This is a genomic window from Rurimicrobium arvi (assembly GCF_039540495.1).
Classification (GTDB): Bacteria; Bacteroidota; Bacteroidia; order Chitinophagales; family Chitinophagaceae; genus Rurimicrobium; species Rurimicrobium arvi.
Genome location: NZ_BAABEZ010000022.1, coordinates 882526 through 898433, shown reverse-complemented (window position 1 = coordinate 898433; position 15908 = coordinate 882526). Strand labels below are relative to the sequence as shown.

At 48.3% G+C, this 15908-nt stretch carries 15 protein-coding genes; 10 read left to right on the top strand and 5 right to left on the bottom strand.

Annotated features, from left to right (window positions below):
- Nucleotides 1-115: 115 nt before the first annotated feature.
- Complete coding sequence (locus ABD846_RS10715) at nt 116-469, top strand: carboxymuconolactone decarboxylase family protein (RefSeq protein WP_344826519.1); 354 nt, start codon at nt 116-118, stop codon at nt 467-469.
- 13 nt (nt 470-482) lie between these two features.
- Here the strand turns inward: ABD846_RS10715 and bshA are convergent, their stop codons facing one another.
- Nucleotides 483-1685 carry an N-acetyl-alpha-D-glucosaminyl L-malate synthase BshA gene (gene bshA / locus ABD846_RS10710; protein WP_344826516.1) on the bottom strand — a complete coding sequence of 401 codons (1203 nt, stop codon included), beginning with the start codon at nt 1683-1685 and terminating at the stop codon, nt 483-485.
- A gap of 20 nt (nt 1686-1705) precedes the next feature.
- The gene (locus ABD846_RS10705) at nt 1706-2842 is read right to left on the bottom strand and encodes a glycosyltransferase family 4 protein (protein WP_344826513.1); all 1137 of its coding nucleotides are present in this window, start codon (nt 2840-2842) and stop codon (nt 1706-1708) included.
- Between the two features lie 73 nt (nt 2843-2915).
- Between ABD846_RS10705 and ABD846_RS10700 the strand changes: the two genes are divergently transcribed.
- Genes ABD846_RS10700 through ABD846_RS10690 form a run of 3 tightly spaced genes read left to right on the top strand, consistent with a single transcriptional unit; the run spans nt 2916 to nt 5929 of the window.
- Nucleotides 2916-3947, top strand: coding sequence for an endonuclease/exonuclease/phosphatase family protein (locus tag ABD846_RS10700; RefSeq protein WP_344826510.1), 1032 nt, complete (start codon nt 2916-2918; stop codon nt 3945-3947).
- 6 nt (nt 3948-3953) lie between these two features.
- A complete protein-coding gene (locus tag ABD846_RS10695) occupies nt 3954-5222 on the top strand; it encodes a M28 family metallopeptidase (RefSeq protein ID WP_344826507.1) in 1269 nt (422 codons plus the stop codon).
- A gap of 11 nt (nt 5223-5233) precedes the next feature.
- On the top strand, nt 5234-5929 hold the full coding sequence (locus ABD846_RS10690; protein WP_344826504.1) for an SIR2 family NAD-dependent protein deacylase: 696 nt from the start codon (nt 5234-5236) through the stop codon (nt 5927-5929).
- Here the strand turns inward: ABD846_RS10690 and ABD846_RS10685 are convergent.
- The 3 genes from ABD846_RS10685 to ABD846_RS10675 form a co-directional block, all read right to left on the bottom strand.
- Nucleotides 5926-6870 (bottom strand): YihY/virulence factor BrkB family protein, encoded by a 945-nt coding sequence (locus ABD846_RS10685; RefSeq protein WP_344826501.1) that lies wholly within the window; start codon nt 6868-6870, stop codon nt 5926-5928. The two genes, ABD846_RS10690 and ABD846_RS10685, sit on opposite strands and share 4 nt — an antisense overlap.
- A gap of 165 nt (nt 6871-7035) precedes the next feature.
- Nucleotides 7036-7593, bottom strand: coding sequence for a calcium-binding EGF-like domain-containing protein (locus ABD846_RS10680; protein ID WP_344826498.1), 558 nt, complete (start codon nt 7591-7593; stop codon nt 7036-7038).
- An 84-nt stretch (nt 7594-7677) separates the two neighbouring features.
- Nucleotides 7678-8544, bottom strand: a complete 867-nt coding sequence (locus tag ABD846_RS10675; protein ID WP_344826495.1) for an N-acetylmuramoyl-L-alanine amidase family protein — start codon at nt 8542-8544, stop codon at nt 7678-7680.
- A 108-nt stretch (nt 8545-8652) separates the two neighbouring features.
- On the opposite strand from ABD846_RS10675, the gene ABD846_RS10670 reads away from it, so the two are divergent.
- The 6 genes from ABD846_RS10670 (at nt 8653) to accD (ending at nt 15906) form a co-directional block, all read left to right on the top strand.
- Complete coding sequence (locus ABD846_RS10670; RefSeq protein ID WP_344826492.1) at nt 8653-11295, top strand: putative LPS assembly protein LptD; 2643 nt, start codon at nt 8653-8655, stop codon at nt 11293-11295.
- 50 nt (nt 11296-11345) lie between these two features.
- Nucleotides 11346-12608 (top strand): sugar MFS transporter, encoded by a 1263-nt coding sequence (locus ABD846_RS10665; RefSeq protein WP_344826489.1) that lies wholly within the window; start codon nt 11346-11348, stop codon nt 12606-12608.
- An 11-nt stretch (nt 12609-12619) separates the two neighbouring features.
- Entirely contained in the window at nt 12620-13417 is a 798-nt protein-coding gene (locus ABD846_RS10660; protein ID WP_344826486.1) for a hypothetical protein, read from the top strand.
- A gap of 56 nt (nt 13418-13473) precedes the next feature.
- A complete protein-coding gene (gene pyrR, locus ABD846_RS10655) occupies nt 13474-14001 on the top strand; it encodes a bifunctional pyr operon transcriptional regulator/uracil phosphoribosyltransferase PyrR (protein WP_344826483.1) in 528 nt (175 codons plus the stop codon).
- 41 nt (nt 14002-14042) lie between these two features.
- Entirely contained in the window at nt 14043-14975 is a 933-nt protein-coding gene (locus tag ABD846_RS10650) for an aspartate carbamoyltransferase catalytic subunit (RefSeq protein ID WP_344826480.1), read from the top strand.
- A gap of 103 nt (nt 14976-15078) precedes the next feature.
- On the top strand, nt 15079-15906 hold the full coding sequence (accD, locus tag ABD846_RS10645; RefSeq protein ID WP_344826477.1) for an acetyl-CoA carboxylase, carboxyltransferase subunit beta: 828 nt from the start codon (nt 15079-15081) through the stop codon (nt 15904-15906).
- The last annotated feature ends 2 nt before the right edge of the window (nt 15907-15908 follow it).

Sequence of the window (15908 nt, the reverse complement as noted above, 5' to 3'; positions counted from 1 at the left end):
TTCTTTATCCGGTATTTTTATTTTAGATGTCCCGAAAATAGCAAAGTTTACCCTACCGGCACAGAATTGTACCTTATTTTTGAGAATTGTCTAACAAAACGAAAAACAAGAGTTTATGGGTCAACTGATTGAGGAATTCGATGCCTACCGTTCGAAGATGAATGAAGTAATCCTCGGTAAGCAGAACAAGGTGATCAACCGCCTCTTTAACCTGGATACCAATACATATGCAGCAGGGGCGCTGGATGTTAAAACAAAAGAAATGCTCGGACTGGTTGCCAGTATGGTGCTTCGTTGCGATGATTGCATCAAATATCACCTCGGAAAATGCTTCGAACAGGGTGTTACCACAGAAGAGGTGTATGAGGTATTCGCTGTCGCAAATATAGTCGGCGGAACGATTGTCATCCCACACACGCGTCGCGGCGCTGAATTCTGGGAAGAGTTAACTGCATCCGGCGCGCATTAGCCCCGGATGCTCCTTACGAAAGCACTGTTGTTTGCTTTTGTGCGTGGTAGGCAGCAATCGTCTCTTTATACAGTTGCTCGTACACCGGAACGATCTTATCCCTGTCGAAGTTTGCTGAATGCTCCAATGCATTAGCCTTAAACTGATTCAGTGTTTCCGTATCCTTCAGGATGCTGACAGCACCTTTAGCCATATTGTCGATGTCCCCTACATTGCTCAGGAAACCTGTTTTACCGGGAATATTGATTTCGGGTAAACCGCCGGTATTGGTGGAAATAACCGGTACGCCGCAGGCCATTGCTTCAAGTGCTGCCAATCCGAAGCTTTCATATTCGGAAGGCAGGATGAACAGGTCTGTAATACTCAGGATCTCGTCCACCTGTTCCTGTTTGCCCAGGAAACGGGTATCGTGACAGATATTCAGGTGGCGGCACAACTCTTCGGCACTGGGTCGTTCCGGTCCGTCGCCGATCATCAATAATTTACAAGGCATCTGTTTGCGCACGCTTGCAAATACGCGGATCACATCTTCCACGCGTTTCACTTTCCGGAAATTGGATACATGCGCCAGGATTCTTTCGCCTTCGGGAGCCAGCATTTTTTTGAAATGCTCTTTGTCCAGGTGTTGGAACCGCTGCGTGTCCACGAAGTTGGTGATCACCTTTATATCTTTCTGGATGTCAAAGAAGCGGTAGGTTTCCTGCTTCAGATTTTCTGATACCGCTGTGATCGCGGTAGATTCATTCATGGAGAAATTCACTACCGGCATATATTTCGGGTCCCGCCCCACAAGTGTAATGTCTGTTCCGTGCAGGGTGGTGATAAAGGGAATGTCCTTACCCTGTTTTTTAAGGATCTGCATGGCGAAATAAGCTGCAGACGCATGAGGAATGGCATAGTGTACATGTAGTACGTCGAGATCGTTATTGCTGATCACATCCACCAGCGTTCCCGTAAGCACGGTTTCGTAAGGCAGAAAATCGAAAAGAGGGTAGGAAGGAACGCTTACTTCATGATAGTAGACATTGGGATGGAAATGCAGGCGAACGGGTTGCTGATACGTAATAAAATGTACCTCATGCCCCTTCTCCGATAAAGCCATTCCCAATTCTGTCGCCAGCACGCCGCTGCCGCCGAATGTGGGATAACATACAATGCCTATTTTCATAATCGCAAAAATATTCGCTACAATCCGCAATTGAGCGATACTTTTCAAAATTAGGACATAGTTTTTTATTATCGTTCAAGGCTTACCGAAAGATAACAATTTACCATCCGGTTGGTCAATGCTGCCGGATCGAATCGTGCGCGCACATATTCCGCTCCTTTTATTGTGCGTGACAACGCCTGTGCCGGGTCGTTCAGTATGGAGCTTGCAGCCGTTATGATGCTTTCCGGATGGGCAGGATCAATGTAATAAGCGTCGGGGCCGGCTGCTTCCGGCAGAGAAGACAGTGACGAGGTGATAACAGCTGTGCCCGACAGCAGCGCTTCCGCCACGGGTAATCCGAATCCCTCATACGAGGAAGGGTATATCAGCGCGGCTGCCATCTGGAATATAGCCTGCAGGCTTAAACTGTCGTGCACGTTTTCTTTCCAGATAAATAAATGCTCCAGTCCCGCTTGCCGGATGGCTGCTTTACAGGCATCGGCATAAGGTCCGCCACGCCCTACGATAACGAGCGGGATTTGTTTCTCCCTGAGCCCTTGTTCGTACGCAGTAATTATCGATTTCAGGTTTTTGCGTGCTTCCACGGTGCCCACATACAGGAAATAGCTTTCAGGAAGCTGAAATGTTTCCCGGACTTTCGCAAGTTCCGCCTCACTTCTCCGGTGGTAAAAATGATCACGGCAGCTTTGATAGATTACCGAAATCCTCTCCGGATCTGTTCCGTAGAAACGTACAATGTCATTCTTCGTGTGCTCGCTGATCGCGACAATCCTGTCGGCAACTGCACAGGCATGCCGGAATTTGCGGTCGTAGATCATACGTTCGGCGACACCGTAAGTTTCGGGATGTACTTTAAAAATCAGGTCGTGGATCGTAACCACACTTTTGATGCCTGAACGCTCCATGCCATAAGGAAGTTCATTGCTCAGTCCGTGATAGAGCTGAATGCCCGTTTGCTGCAGATCCTTTACAATGGAAAAGCTTCGCCAGTACGACTTGATCCGCGCTTTGGACTTATGCAGGTGCACATGATCCTGTTGTGCCAGCATCGGGTCCAGTAGCGTTGCGTCGGCAGACGGGCTGAACAGATGGTAGTCGTGTTCGGGGTGAAAGGCGGCAAGATGCTGTACAAGACTGCGGCTGTAATTGCCCAATCCTGTCCTGTTGCTCACCGCTCTTTTTGCATCAAACCCGATTTTCATGCTGCGAAAATAATCCAGAAATATGGAAGCGCGGCATTCCTGTCTCTCTTATACAAGTGCTACCTTTGATCCTATGTACAGAAGAATTTTAGCCGTTGGATTATTATGGAGTTTGCCGATCAGTTTATCCGCCCAGACGCACAAAGGAAGCCTGTTTACGGCGATCGCTTTCTACAATCTCGAAAACTTTTTTAACCCGGCCGATAATCCAGATACGGATGACGAGGATTTTACGACCACGGGTTCGCACCGGTATACGGAAGAGGTCTTCCGGCAAAAGACCGGTAACATGGCATGCGTACTGTCGCAACTGGGTACAGATCTCTGCCCGGAAGGCGCGTCGGTGATCGGCGTTTGTGAAGTTGAGGACGATTATGTATTGAAATCGCTGGTCAGCCATCCGCTACTGTCCGGACGGCACTACCGTTTTATTCGTTTTGACGGTCCGGATAAACGCGGAATCAATGTTGCGCTGATATACAGACCGGACGCATTCAGAATGCTGCAGGCAAGGAACGTGCCTGTGGATCTGCGCCCCGCAGGTGGGGGCTTCACCAGGGATATACTCTGGGTAACGGGCATATTACGGGGTGATACCGTTCATTTGCTGGTGAACCATTGGCCCTCGCGAAGTGGTGGAGAGGCGGAGAGTGCGCCTAAAAGAGCCCTGGCCGCGGCTGAAGCAAAGCAGCTCATAGCGACGATCAGCAGTAAGCAGCCCGGTGCACGTATTATATTGATGGGTGATCTGAACGACGATCCCGTAAGCCCCAGTGTGGCAAAGGTTTTGGGTGCAACATCCAGGCAGGACAAAGCAGGTGCTGCATTGTTATATAATCCATGGGTCTCTTTTTACGAAAACGGTTATGGTACTTTGTGCCATAATGATCACTGGAACCTGTTCGATCAGATATTGCTTTCGCCGGCCTGGCTCAGCACGGAAAGCGGACACTGGCAATTTTACAAGGCAGCCGTATTCGATAAGGATTTCCTGAAAACACGTTCAGGCCGTTATAGGGGATACCCGCACCGGAGCTATAACGGTAACCGCTGGATCAACGGATACAGCGATCATTTTCCCACAATTGTTTATATCACCAGGTAGCCGTTTATGAAACGAATCGCTTTTATACTGATCTTAATCGTATCTACTGTGCAGGTCTTTGCGCAGGACATGAACTATATTAAAAGAACGATCAATACACTTTGCGGGACGAGCTTCGGCGGCCGCGGGTATGTGCACAACAGCCGCGATAAGGCGGCGCGGTTTATCGCGCGTCAATATGCCGAAACGGGTCTTCGCACATTTGCCGGTGCACCGGAATACTTTCAGGAATATACCTTTCCCGTGAATACGTTTCCCAACCGTATGGACCTGGTTATCGGGAAAAAGACGCTTGAAGCGGGTGCCGCATACATCGTCGACGCAAGATCTTCCGGTTTTCGTATGGATGAGCGCAGTAAAATGCAGCGGGTGAATCTCTCCCGGGTAAAGGACACCGCAGCCTGGACAAAGCTACAGGCTGATTTCAAACCAGGAAAAGTGTACTGCCTGCAGCATTTAGATACGCTGGCCAAGCGCCTGCACCGGTCCGCGGCTTCTCTTCTGGAGAGTCTTCCCGCAGCCTGCTATATAGTGCCGCAACATGCAAAGCTTACATGGACAGTGTCCACGGGTGTTATCCCGGCTACCGTATTGTATGTGGCCGATACTGCCATGCCGCGTGGCCGTAAAGTGACCGTAAATGTAGAACAGAAGTTTTTGCAGGATGCGCCGAGCAAAAATGTAATCGGTTATATCCCCGGTACGGAATTTGCCGACAGTTTTATTGTTTTAACGGCGCATTATGATCATCTCGGGAAGATGGGCGCACGTGCAATATTCCCCGGGGCAAATGACAATGCCAGCGGAACAGCCTTCAATCTTGCGCTGGCTAAGTATTTCGCTGGAAAGCCTCCACGCTACTCTGTTGCTTTTATTGCAACGAGCGGAGAAGAAGCAGGTCTGCTGGGTTCACAATATTATGTGCAACATCCCGTTTTTCCTCTGGAGCAAATCAAACTACTGATTAATATAGACCTGATGAGTGATGCGAGCGACGGTATTACGATCGTTAATGCAGTACAGCAGCGGCGGGCTTTCGATACGTTGTCGCGTATCAACAGAAGCATGCAATTGCTGAGCGCGGTAAAATCCAGAGATAATGCACCTAACAGCGATCATTTTCCGTTCACGCAGGCCGGTGTGCCGGCATTGTTCATTTACGCAAATGGCGGAAAAGGATATTATCATGATGTATTCGACAAACCGAAAGAATGGTCTATGAATCGTGTTCCCGAGGTGTTTCGTTTGCTAACCACATTTATTGAACAGCAATAAATAAGCAGAAGATGAACAGGAAGAATTTATTGGTGCTTACCGGTGCAGGCATCAGCGCTGAAAGCGGATTGCAAACCTTTCGCGATGGCGACGGACTTTGGGAAAACCATCGTGTGGAAGATGTGGCTACACCGGAAGCCTGGCACCGTGATCCGGAATTGGTGCTCAACTTCTACAATATGCGCAGACGGGCCTGCGACGCCGCGCACCCTAATGCGGCACATCTGGGCCTCGTATCGCTGGAAGACGATTTTGAGGTGCGTATTGTGACGCAGAATATCGATACCCTGCACGAGCGGGCCGGATCATCGAATGTGCTGCATCTGCACGGATCTATTGATAAAATGCGTTCGGAGCGCAACGAACAGGTACTTTACGATTACGACCGGGACCTGAGTCTGAACGATTTCGCACCCGACGGCGGACGTTTCCGCCCCCATGTGGTATGGTTCGGTGAGGCCGTTCCGAATATCCATACTGCTGCCGAGTGGGTGGAACACTGGGCGGATATTATCGTGCTGATCGGTTCTTCGCTTGCGGTTTATCCCGCGGCCGGACTGCTTACCTATGCTCCGTCACACTTGCCTAAGTATGTTTTGGATAAACGTATACCCGACGTAAAAGCGGTGAGTAACGTATTTCCTATCGAAATGCCTGCCTCGCTCGGTATTCATGAACTGGCCCGTCTGCTGCGCGAAGACGCTTAAGCATCCGGTACAACAGGGGCCTGTATCTTCTGGGTTTTATGAATTCTGCCCATCAGAATCGATACATTCAGATCATAGCCGAGCATAATAATGCGTGTGTTGATCGACAACCAGACGAAGGAGGCGATCAGCGTACCAATAGAACCGTAAACGCGGTTGTAATTCAGGAAATGATTAACCGCATAAAAGAATATCGCGGAAGAGATGATGCACATGCCCGTCGCGAAGACGGCTCCGGCAGACACAAATTTGAACCGGTGTGTGAGCGATGGCCCGTATATGTAAATGCAGGAAATAGCACTGAAAATGATAAAAAACAATAGCAAGAGGCTGGAAGCCCTGATGAGCAGCGGGCTTCCGAATAATTCTTCCAGCCAGCTGTTCAGGGTCTCGGTCTGAAGGATAAATACCACAATACTGGCCAGCGCCACACCGATCAACATCGTTGTAAGCTTGATAGCGGCCCATCGTCTTTGAAGTGCGGTGCGTACAACATATACTTTATGATCTTTGTCGAAATAACGCATGAGTCCGATCACGCCATTGGATGAATAGAAGAGCGAAAGCAGGAGCGAAAATGACAACAGCGAACGTTGTTCTTTATTCAGGAAATCACTGAGCACTTTACTGATTCCCTTGTATGTTGCGTCGTTCGGGATCATCAGCTTCAAAGTCGTCAGTATTGTGATCTGCACATTCTGCAGTGGCAGATAAGGTATCAGCGTAAAAAGGAACAGCAGGGTAGGCGGTAAAGCGGTCAGAAAATTGTAAGTAACTGCCGCGCAACGGTCGCTCAGATTTACATTGTTGAGATTCTGAACGAAAAAGCTCCCTGTTTCATACAGCGATACTCCCTGGAAGCCCGGCAGAATTTTGCTTTGGGCCCAGCGTTTGATTTTCACCGCCGGTGCGGATTTGAGTATCAGGTTTTTGATGTTCACCCTTATACGGCTTGTGCTTCAAAAATAATACGGATCGCTTATAAATAAGCGCTTTATACGAACTGTTTTTACAGATTGCCGTTGGTACGGCTGAATACTGCAATAAAAAAGGACCTGCGCTGCGGCAAGTCCTTTGTAAATTTTTTACCAGATGTTGGTGCCCGTTTATCGGTACCAGGTAGAAGGAGTTCCCACAACAAAACCGAAGTCGTCAACGTCTCCGTTGTTCATATTGGTGATCTTATATTTTAGGATCAATGTTTCGTGGTTGCCGTAGAATGTTTCTTTGGTCAGGTATCCTATACCCTGTACTTTTTTATTGTCGATATTTTGTTCCGGAATAGTAATGGTGTCGCCTTTTACGACAGCATTTACAAGTCCGAACGTAGAGTTATTCAGATTGAATACCTGTACATCGGCATTGTTGGCTCCGGGAAGTGCGGAGTTCTTTATAGAAGCCACATATTGGGTAGTCGGGGAGATGGTTCCCTGTTCCTGAACGTTCCAGGTACCGGTGAATTTATCACGTGTAACTACTTCGCACATAGATCCTTCATATCCGGGAGCGCATTCGCAGGAGCCTTCACTTTCAATGCATTTGCTACCATTCTGACAAGAGATCGTCTTGCATTTATCTCTCTTACAGGATGTTAAGGAAATGGTGGAAAATATAGAGGCAGCTCCTAAAGCAGACAATAAAACAAGTTTAACACTCTTTTTCATGTAGTTCGAAGTATTTACAAGGCTTAAAAGTAGAAAAATCTATTCGAAAAGCAAATAATTGTGAAAAAATCTTAAAAAAAATCGTCAGTTCGCGCGTTCCAGTTCTCTTTTGTAGGAGCGGATTGCATCGAATATTGCCCAGGCGATTTCATTCTGACCATACTCGGTATTCAGGTATTGCTCTTCATCCGGATTATTGATGAAACCGGTTTCTATAAGTACGCCCGGCATTACGCATCCGGCAATCACTTCCCAGCCTGCCTGCTTTACCCCCAGGTCCTTACGTCCTTTCAGGGCAAAGTTGTTTTGTACTTTCTGTGCGAAAGTCACACTCTGCTTCAGGAAAGCCTGCGAATACTGTGCAATGATGATCGCTGTTTCCGGATCATTCTCATTCAGCAATCCCGGTTCTTCCGTAACGGTTTCGCTGTATTCCGAAATTGCATTTTCTTTCTGCCCGAAGCGGTGGAGCCCCAGTACATACGTTTCTGTCCCGTTTGCGCCGGTTTCTCTGTGGTGTATGGTTTTGTAAACCGGTATAGTTCTTTTTTTACGGCCTTTCCCGACTGTTCTGGATCCGGTGCGGATCTTTTCGTAGGAGCCGGGACTTGAGTTCACGTGTATCGCAACGAACAGGTCTGCCCCCGCCTGGTTGGCTATTTTATGGCGGTCGGGTAGCGGGATGAATACGTCGGTGGTGCGGGTGAAGATAGATTTCACTGACTTAAGGCTGTCGTTGATGAGTTTGCCTACTTTCAGGCTAATTGCCAGCGTAATATCTTTTTCATTCATCATCCCGGCCCGTCCGCGGGCTCCGGCATCGTGGCCGCCATGACCCGCATCCAGGCATACCAGATTCAGCTTCTGGGTCTGAGCCGACACCTTTCCCGACGGCAACAGCAGAAATGTTGCAGCAGAAACAGCGAGTAATAAATACTTTTTCAGCGTCATTATCGTATAATATTGATCGTTTGTAATTCGTCGTTATTTAATAACTACTTTTGCAGCCATTTTATGTCTGTGTGCGGTAAAATTATTCTAAAAAAGCCAGCTATTCAAATGCAGCATTTTTGCATGCTTTTGTTATTGCTGATGCTTGCCGTTTTCCCTGCACGCGCGCAGAAAAAGATATTGCGCATAGCCGCCGATACTGTTGCGAGCGGTACCGAAGCCGCAACTCTGAAAGCGGATTCCTCTGAAAGTGATTCCGTGAAACTGGCGGCGAAGGATTCCCTGAAAGGAAACGCATCGCTGGAACAACTGGGGCTGAAAGTTTCCCCGGACGCTCTGTCTGAAGTGGTGACAAGCCACGCCGCAGATTCATCCATGATGGATGCCCGCACGAACAACTTTATATTATATGGTAAGGCAAATGTTCAATATGATGGCCGTAAGCTTTCCGCAGATCAGATCGACTTCAATCAGTCGTCGAATATAGCCAGGGCCAAATACATTCATGATACGGCGAGAACAAAGCCGGATATGCCGCTGTTTGAGCAGGGCGCGGAAAAATTTACCTACGACAGTCTGCAATACAATTTTAAGTCGTCGCGTGCCATTGTGCAGAATGCGCGCAGTCAGTACGGTGAAGGATATGTGCATAGTCAGCAGGTGAAGCGCAATGCCGATCAGTCGCTGTACGGCTGGCAAAATGTTTATACCACCTGTTCCTTACCCGAACCGCATTTCGGGATCCGTACACGGAAGATCAAAGTGATCCCGGAAACGGCAATTGCGTCCGGCTCCGCCAATATCGAAATAGAAGGTGTTCCCACTCCTTTGTTCCTGCCATTCGGCTATTTCCCGATCAATAACGAAAAACACAGAAGCGGGTTTATCCTGCCGACCTACACTACGGAAGCCGCGCGGGGACTCGGTCTGATGAATGGAGGATATTATTTTTCACTGAATGATTATGCCGACCTGAAGTTGCTGACCACTATTTACACGAAGGGAAGCTACGCGATAGGAATACAGAGCAACTACATTTCGCGCTACCAGTATAATGGACAGCTGCAACTGAATTTTACCCAGAATAAAACCGGCGAGTCTTACGAGCCCGGTAGCTTTATTCAGAACGACTACAAGATTTACTGGGTACACAATAAGGATGTGAAATCCCGTCCCGGTGTATCTTTCAACGGTAAGGTGGACGTACAGTCGCAGAAATACAATTCCCTGAACAGCTATACTCCTTCCCAGATCCTGCAGAGCAGCTACCGTTCCAACCTTACTTACGCCAAAAGCTGGCCCAATAAGCCATACTCACTTACATTAAGCGCTACATACGAGCAGAACAATATCTCCCGTCAGACAACCTTCAACGCTCCGAACGCTTCTTTTTTCATCAGTAATATTGCGCCTTTCCAACGCAAGCGACCGGTGGGAAACACGCGCTGGTATGAAAAGATCACCGGTACCTACACTGCTGTGGCGGTTAACCAACTGATATTCTACGACACGGCGTTTAAGCTGAATAAACTGCAGTTCTCCGATTTTCAGAACGGTATTAAACACTCCATTCCGGTGAGCGCCAGCTATTCTGTACTACGTTTTCTTACCTCCACCTTTAATGTGTCTTACAACGAATACTGGAATACGGAGCGCAGGTACCGCCGCTATAATGCTGCCGATGGTAAAATAGATACCACAGACGAACGGGGATTCTTTGCAAGCCGGGATTTCAATGCCGGTATTACACTGGCTACGCAGATTTATGGAATGAAAATGTTCAAACGGGGTACAATCAGAGGTATCCGGCACACAATCCGGCCGAGTGTGAACCTGAACTATCACCCGGATTTTGCGAAGAAGCCTTTCAATTACGGTTACGCAACAAATCTTGACACCTCTTCGCGCATTACCTATCTCTCTCCTTACGAAGGCTCTGTTCTGGGCGGCTATCCGGCGCTGGGACGTAACGGATCTGTCGGCTTCACGCTGAACAATAACCTGCAGATGAAAGTGCGCAACAAAAAAGATACGGCAACCGGGTTTAAAAATATTCCGATCCTCGACGCGTTCGACATCGGTACCGGATATAACCTCGCCGTCGACTCTTTTCAATGGCAGACAATCAACATTTCGGCGCGTACCAATATTCTGAACAAACTGAATGTAACGGCTTCTGCAGTATACGATCCTTATAATTACGACTATACACAGATGCGCCGTACAGCCAGGACCATGGAAGCCGCAGGAACCGGGTTGGCACGGCTTACCGCTGCTAACGTAGCTTTGAATATGTCGCTCCGTTCGAAACCCAAGTCTGTTTCCCGCAACGACAGCCTTGCCAACAGCGCGGATTACAAAGCGCTGATGCGTAACAACGGGTATAATAATTACGTGGATTTCAATATCCCATGGAACCTCAACTTTTCTTACGCGCTTACCCTCACCCGCACCCCGTCCGCTTATTCCCGGAAAGACACTTCAATCGTGAACCAGAACATCATGATTACCGGCGACTTCAATTTCACGCCACGCTGGAAGCTCGGGTTCAGTACCGGATACAACCTGGTGAACAAGCAGGTATCGACCACCTCCATTGACGTCTACCGCGATATGCACTGCTGGGAAATGCATCTGAACCTGATACCGTTCGGCGACCGCCGTTCGTTCTTTTTCACGCTTAACGTGAAAGCCCAGGTGCTGCAGGATCTCAAGCTCACCCGGCGACGCACCTTCTTCGATCAGCAGTAGGGCTTGTGAGGTCAGGCGAAAATGTATTACCTTGGCTGCGCAGATTATCTATGAAGAAAAATTATACGTTTGCGCTGGTCGTGATTGCGGCGCTTTTTTTTGTTTTCGGCTTTATCACATGGAGCAACAGTCAGCTGATTCCCTATCTTAAGATTGCTTGCGAGCTTACGGATACAGAATCTTACCTCGTAGCGACGGCTTTTTTTGCAGCCTACTTTGTTATGGGTATTCCCTCTTCTTATGTATTGAAGCTTACCGGTTTTAAGAAGGGAATGTCTCTCGGACTGCTCGTTATGGCCGGAGGCGCTTTGCTTTTTGTGCCTGCCGCCAATACCCGCAATTTCCCGTTGTTCCTGACCGGATTATTTATCATCGGTTCCGGGTTGGCTTTGCTGCAGACTGCTTCCAATCCCTATGCAACAGTACTGGGGCCGATTGAGAGCGCTGCGCGCAGGATCAGTATTATGGGTATCTGCAATAAGATCGCCGGAATATCTGCGGTATACATATTGGGCAGTATTGCCTTGTCCGATGTGGATGCGTTGAAGGCGCGCTTACCTTTATTATCTGACACAGATCGTGCAGCGGAACTAAATGCGCTAGCACAGAGGGTCGTACAACCGTATGAGATTCTCGCATTATCGCTTGCTTTGCTCGCCGGTATTATCTGGATGATCCGGCTCCCGGAAATAGTGGAGGAAGAAGCGCACCCCGAAGATTCTGAATTTACTGCAGGAAAAACGAGTGTATTACAGTTCCCGCACCTGGTATTGGGCGCATTTGCTATTTTCTTTTATGTAGGTGTGGAGGTGATCAGCTACGATACCTTCGCGGGCTTTGGCGAGGCGCTCGGCTTCACGCTGGAGCAATCCAAAAGCTTCGCAACCTATACCGGCTATTGTCTGCTGGCCGGCTATGTGTTCGGCATTGCGGCAATTCCCCGGTTTATTTCGCAGCAGTACGCATTATTCCTGCTCACCTTGCTCAGTATCATATTGGTGCTGGTATCCATGTTTACCGGCGGATATGTGGCTGTTGTGGCATTTGCCTTGCTTGGCTTTTCCAACTCTGTTGTCTGGCCGGCCATCTGGCCGCTCGCGATCAACCATCTCGGACGTTTTACCAAAACGGGTTCCGCGCTACTGATCATGGGCATCGTCGGAGGTGCGGTACTGCCTCCGCTTTACGGGGAATTTGCCAGGGCCATCGGGTCAAAACAACTGGCATACAGCCTGATGATACCGTGTTACCTGTTCATTTTATATTTCGCATTCTCCGGGTATAAACTTGGTTTAAAACCTCGTAAAGATTAAATTTCAGTTATATGATGCGCCGGGTATATTTCCTCTTCTGCTGTTGCTGCTGCGCGTTTGTATGCGGTGCACAGCAACTTACCCTGCTGAAGGAGTACCCGATAAAGGCGCGTATGCTCCAGGTGGACGAACTGGGCAACGCGTATATTGTGCGTGCAGACAATGGTCTTGTGAAACTCAATAGTAACGGTGACAGTCTGGCCAACTACGTAAGTGTCGCAAACGGAGAGATGACGTACCTGGATGTCACCAATCCATTGCGCGTACTGGCATTGTATCGCAGTTTTGCCAAACTGGTGGTGCTCGACAGGATGCTTGCACCGAAGAATGAGCTGAACCTCCGCAAAGTAAACCTGGTAAACTGTAACGTAGTTGCCTCTTCGGCGGAAGGTTTTCTATGGGTCTACGATCAGTTCAATGCCTCTTTAAACAAGCTCGATATGGACCTGAACCCGGTGATTCAGGGGTACGATCTGCGCCCGCAGCTGCAGGAGCGTCCGGCCCCCGTTTCTCTGGTAGAGCGGGAAAGGAAAGTGTATATGGCAGATTCTGTGTTGGGGGTATTGGTTTTTGATCAGTTTGGTTCTTACCTGAATACGCTGGAAATAAAAGCAACCGGGAAAGTGGTGGTATTGGGGGAACAGTTATTTTACCTGAAGGGGCATGTGCTTGAGGCTTACGATATGAAGTCGTTTTCCGCTAAAAGCCTTCAGTTGCCGCAGGAGGCAATGGTACTCGACTTCGGACTTACCGCTGACAAGCTGTTTTTGCTGTATCCTGATCGCGTGTCGATCTTCCGGCTGCAATAAAACGGTTTTTATTATTGCGTTTCCTGCGTTATTTTTGGACCAAAATAGCGACAAAATTGAAGACCCTTTTAGACAGGCATCAGCTTCATATTACTTTGCAGCGTCTGGCGCATCAGTTAGTCGAAAATCACCTGGATTTTTCAGAAACAGCAATCATCGGGTTGCAACCCAGAGGTGTTTATTTCTCCGACAGGATCATCTCCATACTTAAAGATATTACCGGTAACAACGATATTGTCTACGGACGTCTCGATTTTACGTTTTATCGCGACGACCTGCACAAGGACAAAGGCCTGCAGGCACCCGATCGCACCGATATCAATTTTGAGATCGAAGGCAAGAGGGTAGTACTGCTGGATGACGTGCTGCATACAGGTCGTACCACCCGCGCGGCTATGGACGCACTGCTGGATTTCGGACGACCCAGGGAGGTGGAGCTTATGACGCTTATTGATCGCCGGTTCAGCCGGGAATTGCCTATTCAGCCGGATTACACCGGGTTGAGTGTAGACACGCTTTTTGAGCAGAAAGTGAAAGTGCTCTGGAAAGAGAAGGACGGAAAAGATGAGGTAGTCCTGCTTTAGGACGGGTATTTTTTAAAACGCTTAATTATTACAATAACGCAATGTCATTATCAGTGAAGCATCTTCTGGGGATAAAAGAACTCCAGACACAGGATATCGAGACTATTTTTACCACCGCTGATAATTTCAAGCAGGTATTGCAACGTCCGATTAAAAAGGTGCCGGCTTTGCGCGATACTACAGTCGCCAATATATTTTTCGAAAACTCAACGCGTACCCGCACCTCTTTTGAGCTGGCTGAAAAGAGGCTGGGAGCAGATGTGGTGAACTTTGCCGCGTCTTCGTCTTCTGTAGCGAAAGGAGAAACGCTCATCGATACGGTGAAAAATATCTTATCGATGAAAGTGGATATGGTGGTAATGCGCCATTCCGCGAGCGGGGCTCCCTGGTTTCTTGCACGGCATATCGATGCGAGCATCATCAATGCAGGCGACGGAGTGAACGAGCACCCTACACAAGGATTGCTCGACGCATTTTCCATGCGGGAGCGTATCGGCTCGCTGAAAGGTAAACGCATAGCAATTATCGGGGATATTATGCATTCGCGTGTGGCCATGAGCAATATTTACTGCCTTCAGAAGCTGGGTGCTGAAGTGATCGTGAGCGGTCCGCCCACACTGATCCCGAAACACATCGCTTCTATGGGTGTGAAGGTGGAATACAATGTGCGCAAGGCATTGATGCAATGTGATGTTGCAAATGTGCTGCGTATCCAACTTGAACGCCAGCATAAGCCGCTTTTCTCCTCTTTAAGGGAATATGCGCTGTTTTACGGTATCAATAAGGAAATGCTGGACAGCCTTCAGAAAGATATCCTGGTGCTGCATCCCGGTCCGATCAACCGCGGTGTCGAAATCAGCTCAGACGTGGCAGACGGTGGACAATCCATCATTCTGAACCAGGTAGAGAACGGGGTGGCTATTCGTATGGCAGTTATTTATTTATTGAGCGGCAACCGGGAAATGCCCGCTTAAAGAAAACTGGGATGCCCTATATTTGCAGGCCCGTTTGTAAAAGCGGATTTATTACTAATAATATTAATCAGTATAACATATGTCCTCTACGTGGTTTAGAAGAATGAAAAAGGGAGTGCTTACTCATACGCATGAGAAAAGGGAAACTCCTGATGGATTGTGGCACAAATGTTCTGAATGCCGTATTACTATTACTCAGAAAGAACTTGCAGAGAACTTGTATGTATGCCCTAAATGCGGCCTGCACAACAGGATCAATTCCCCCGAATATTTTAAGATCATTTTCGACGAAGGCAGCTACCAATACCTGTTCAGTAACATCAGTTCGGTAGACAAGCTGGGCTTCGTGGACCTGAAACCTTATTCCGCCCGCCTTAAAGACGCTTTGTCCAAAGATCCTGAGGATGCGCTGTCCGTTGGTGCCGGTACCGTAAATGGTCAGGGCCTTGTAGTAGCCTGTATGAATTTCAATTTTATCGGAGGCTCTATGGGTTCCGTGGTAGGGGAAAAAATCAGCCGTGCAATTGATTATGCGATCGAGCATAAAATGGCTTTGCTGATCATTTCCAAATCAGGAGGTGCCCGTATGATGGAATCTGCATTCTCCCTGATGCAGATGGCCAAGACCTCAGCGAAACTCACGCGTCTCGCAAAAGCGGGACTGCCGTACATTTCACTGATGACCGATCCTACTACCGGAGGTGTTACTGCATCATTTGCCATGCTGGGCGACATCAATATCGCGGAGCCGAAAGCACTGATCGGTTTTGCCGGACCCCGTGTGATCAAGGAAACGATCAAAAAAGACCTTCCTGCAGGATTCCAGCGCTCAGAGTTTCTCCTCGATCATGGATTCCTTGATTTTATTGTAGAACGTAAACAATTAAAAGATAAGCTCAGTCAGACGATCGACTGGTTTATGAGTAAATAACC

Bases quoted from the DNA above. Each gene is read 5' to 3' on its own strand.
- ABD846_RS10715 (WP_344826519.1), top strand. From the start codon at position 116: ATGGGTCAACTGATTGAGGAATTCGATGCCTACCGTTCGAAGATGAAT.
- ABD846_RS10705 (WP_344826513.1), bottom strand. From the start codon at position 2,842: ATGAAAATCGGGTTTGATGCAAAAAGAGCGGTGAGCAACAGGACAGGA.
- ABD846_RS10700 (WP_344826510.1), top strand. From the start codon at position 2,916: ATGTACAGAAGAATTTTAGCCGTTGGATTATTATGGAGTTTGCCGATC.
- ABD846_RS10695 (WP_344826507.1), top strand. From the start codon at position 3,954: ATGAAACGAATCGCTTTTATACTGATCTTAATCGTATCTACTGTGCAG.
- ABD846_RS10690 (WP_344826504.1), top strand. From the start codon at position 5,234: ATGAACAGGAAGAATTTATTGGTGCTTACCGGTGCAGGCATCAGCGCT.
- ABD846_RS10680 (WP_344826498.1), bottom strand. From the start codon at position 7,593: ATGAAAAAGAGTGTTAAACTTGTTTTATTGTCTGCTTTAGGAGCTGCC.
- ABD846_RS10675 (WP_344826495.1), bottom strand. From the start codon at position 8,544: ATGACGCTGAAAAAGTATTTATTACTCGCTGTTTCTGCTGCAACATTT.
- ABD846_RS10670 (WP_344826492.1), top strand. From the start codon at position 8,653: ATGCAGCATTTTTGCATGCTTTTGTTATTGCTGATGCTTGCCGTTTTC.
- ABD846_RS10665 (WP_344826489.1), top strand. From the start codon at position 11,346: ATGAAGAAAAATTATACGTTTGCGCTGGTCGTGATTGCGGCGCTTTTT.
- ABD846_RS10660 (WP_344826486.1), top strand. From the start codon at position 12,620: ATGATGCGCCGGGTATATTTCCTCTTCTGCTGTTGCTGCTGCGCGTTT.
- ABD846_RS10650 (WP_344826480.1), top strand. From the start codon at position 14,043: ATGTCATTATCAGTGAAGCATCTTCTGGGGATAAAAGAACTCCAGACA.
- accD (WP_344826477.1), top strand. From the start codon at position 15,079: ATGAAAAAGGGAGTGCTTACTCATACGCATGAGAAAAGGGAAACTCCT.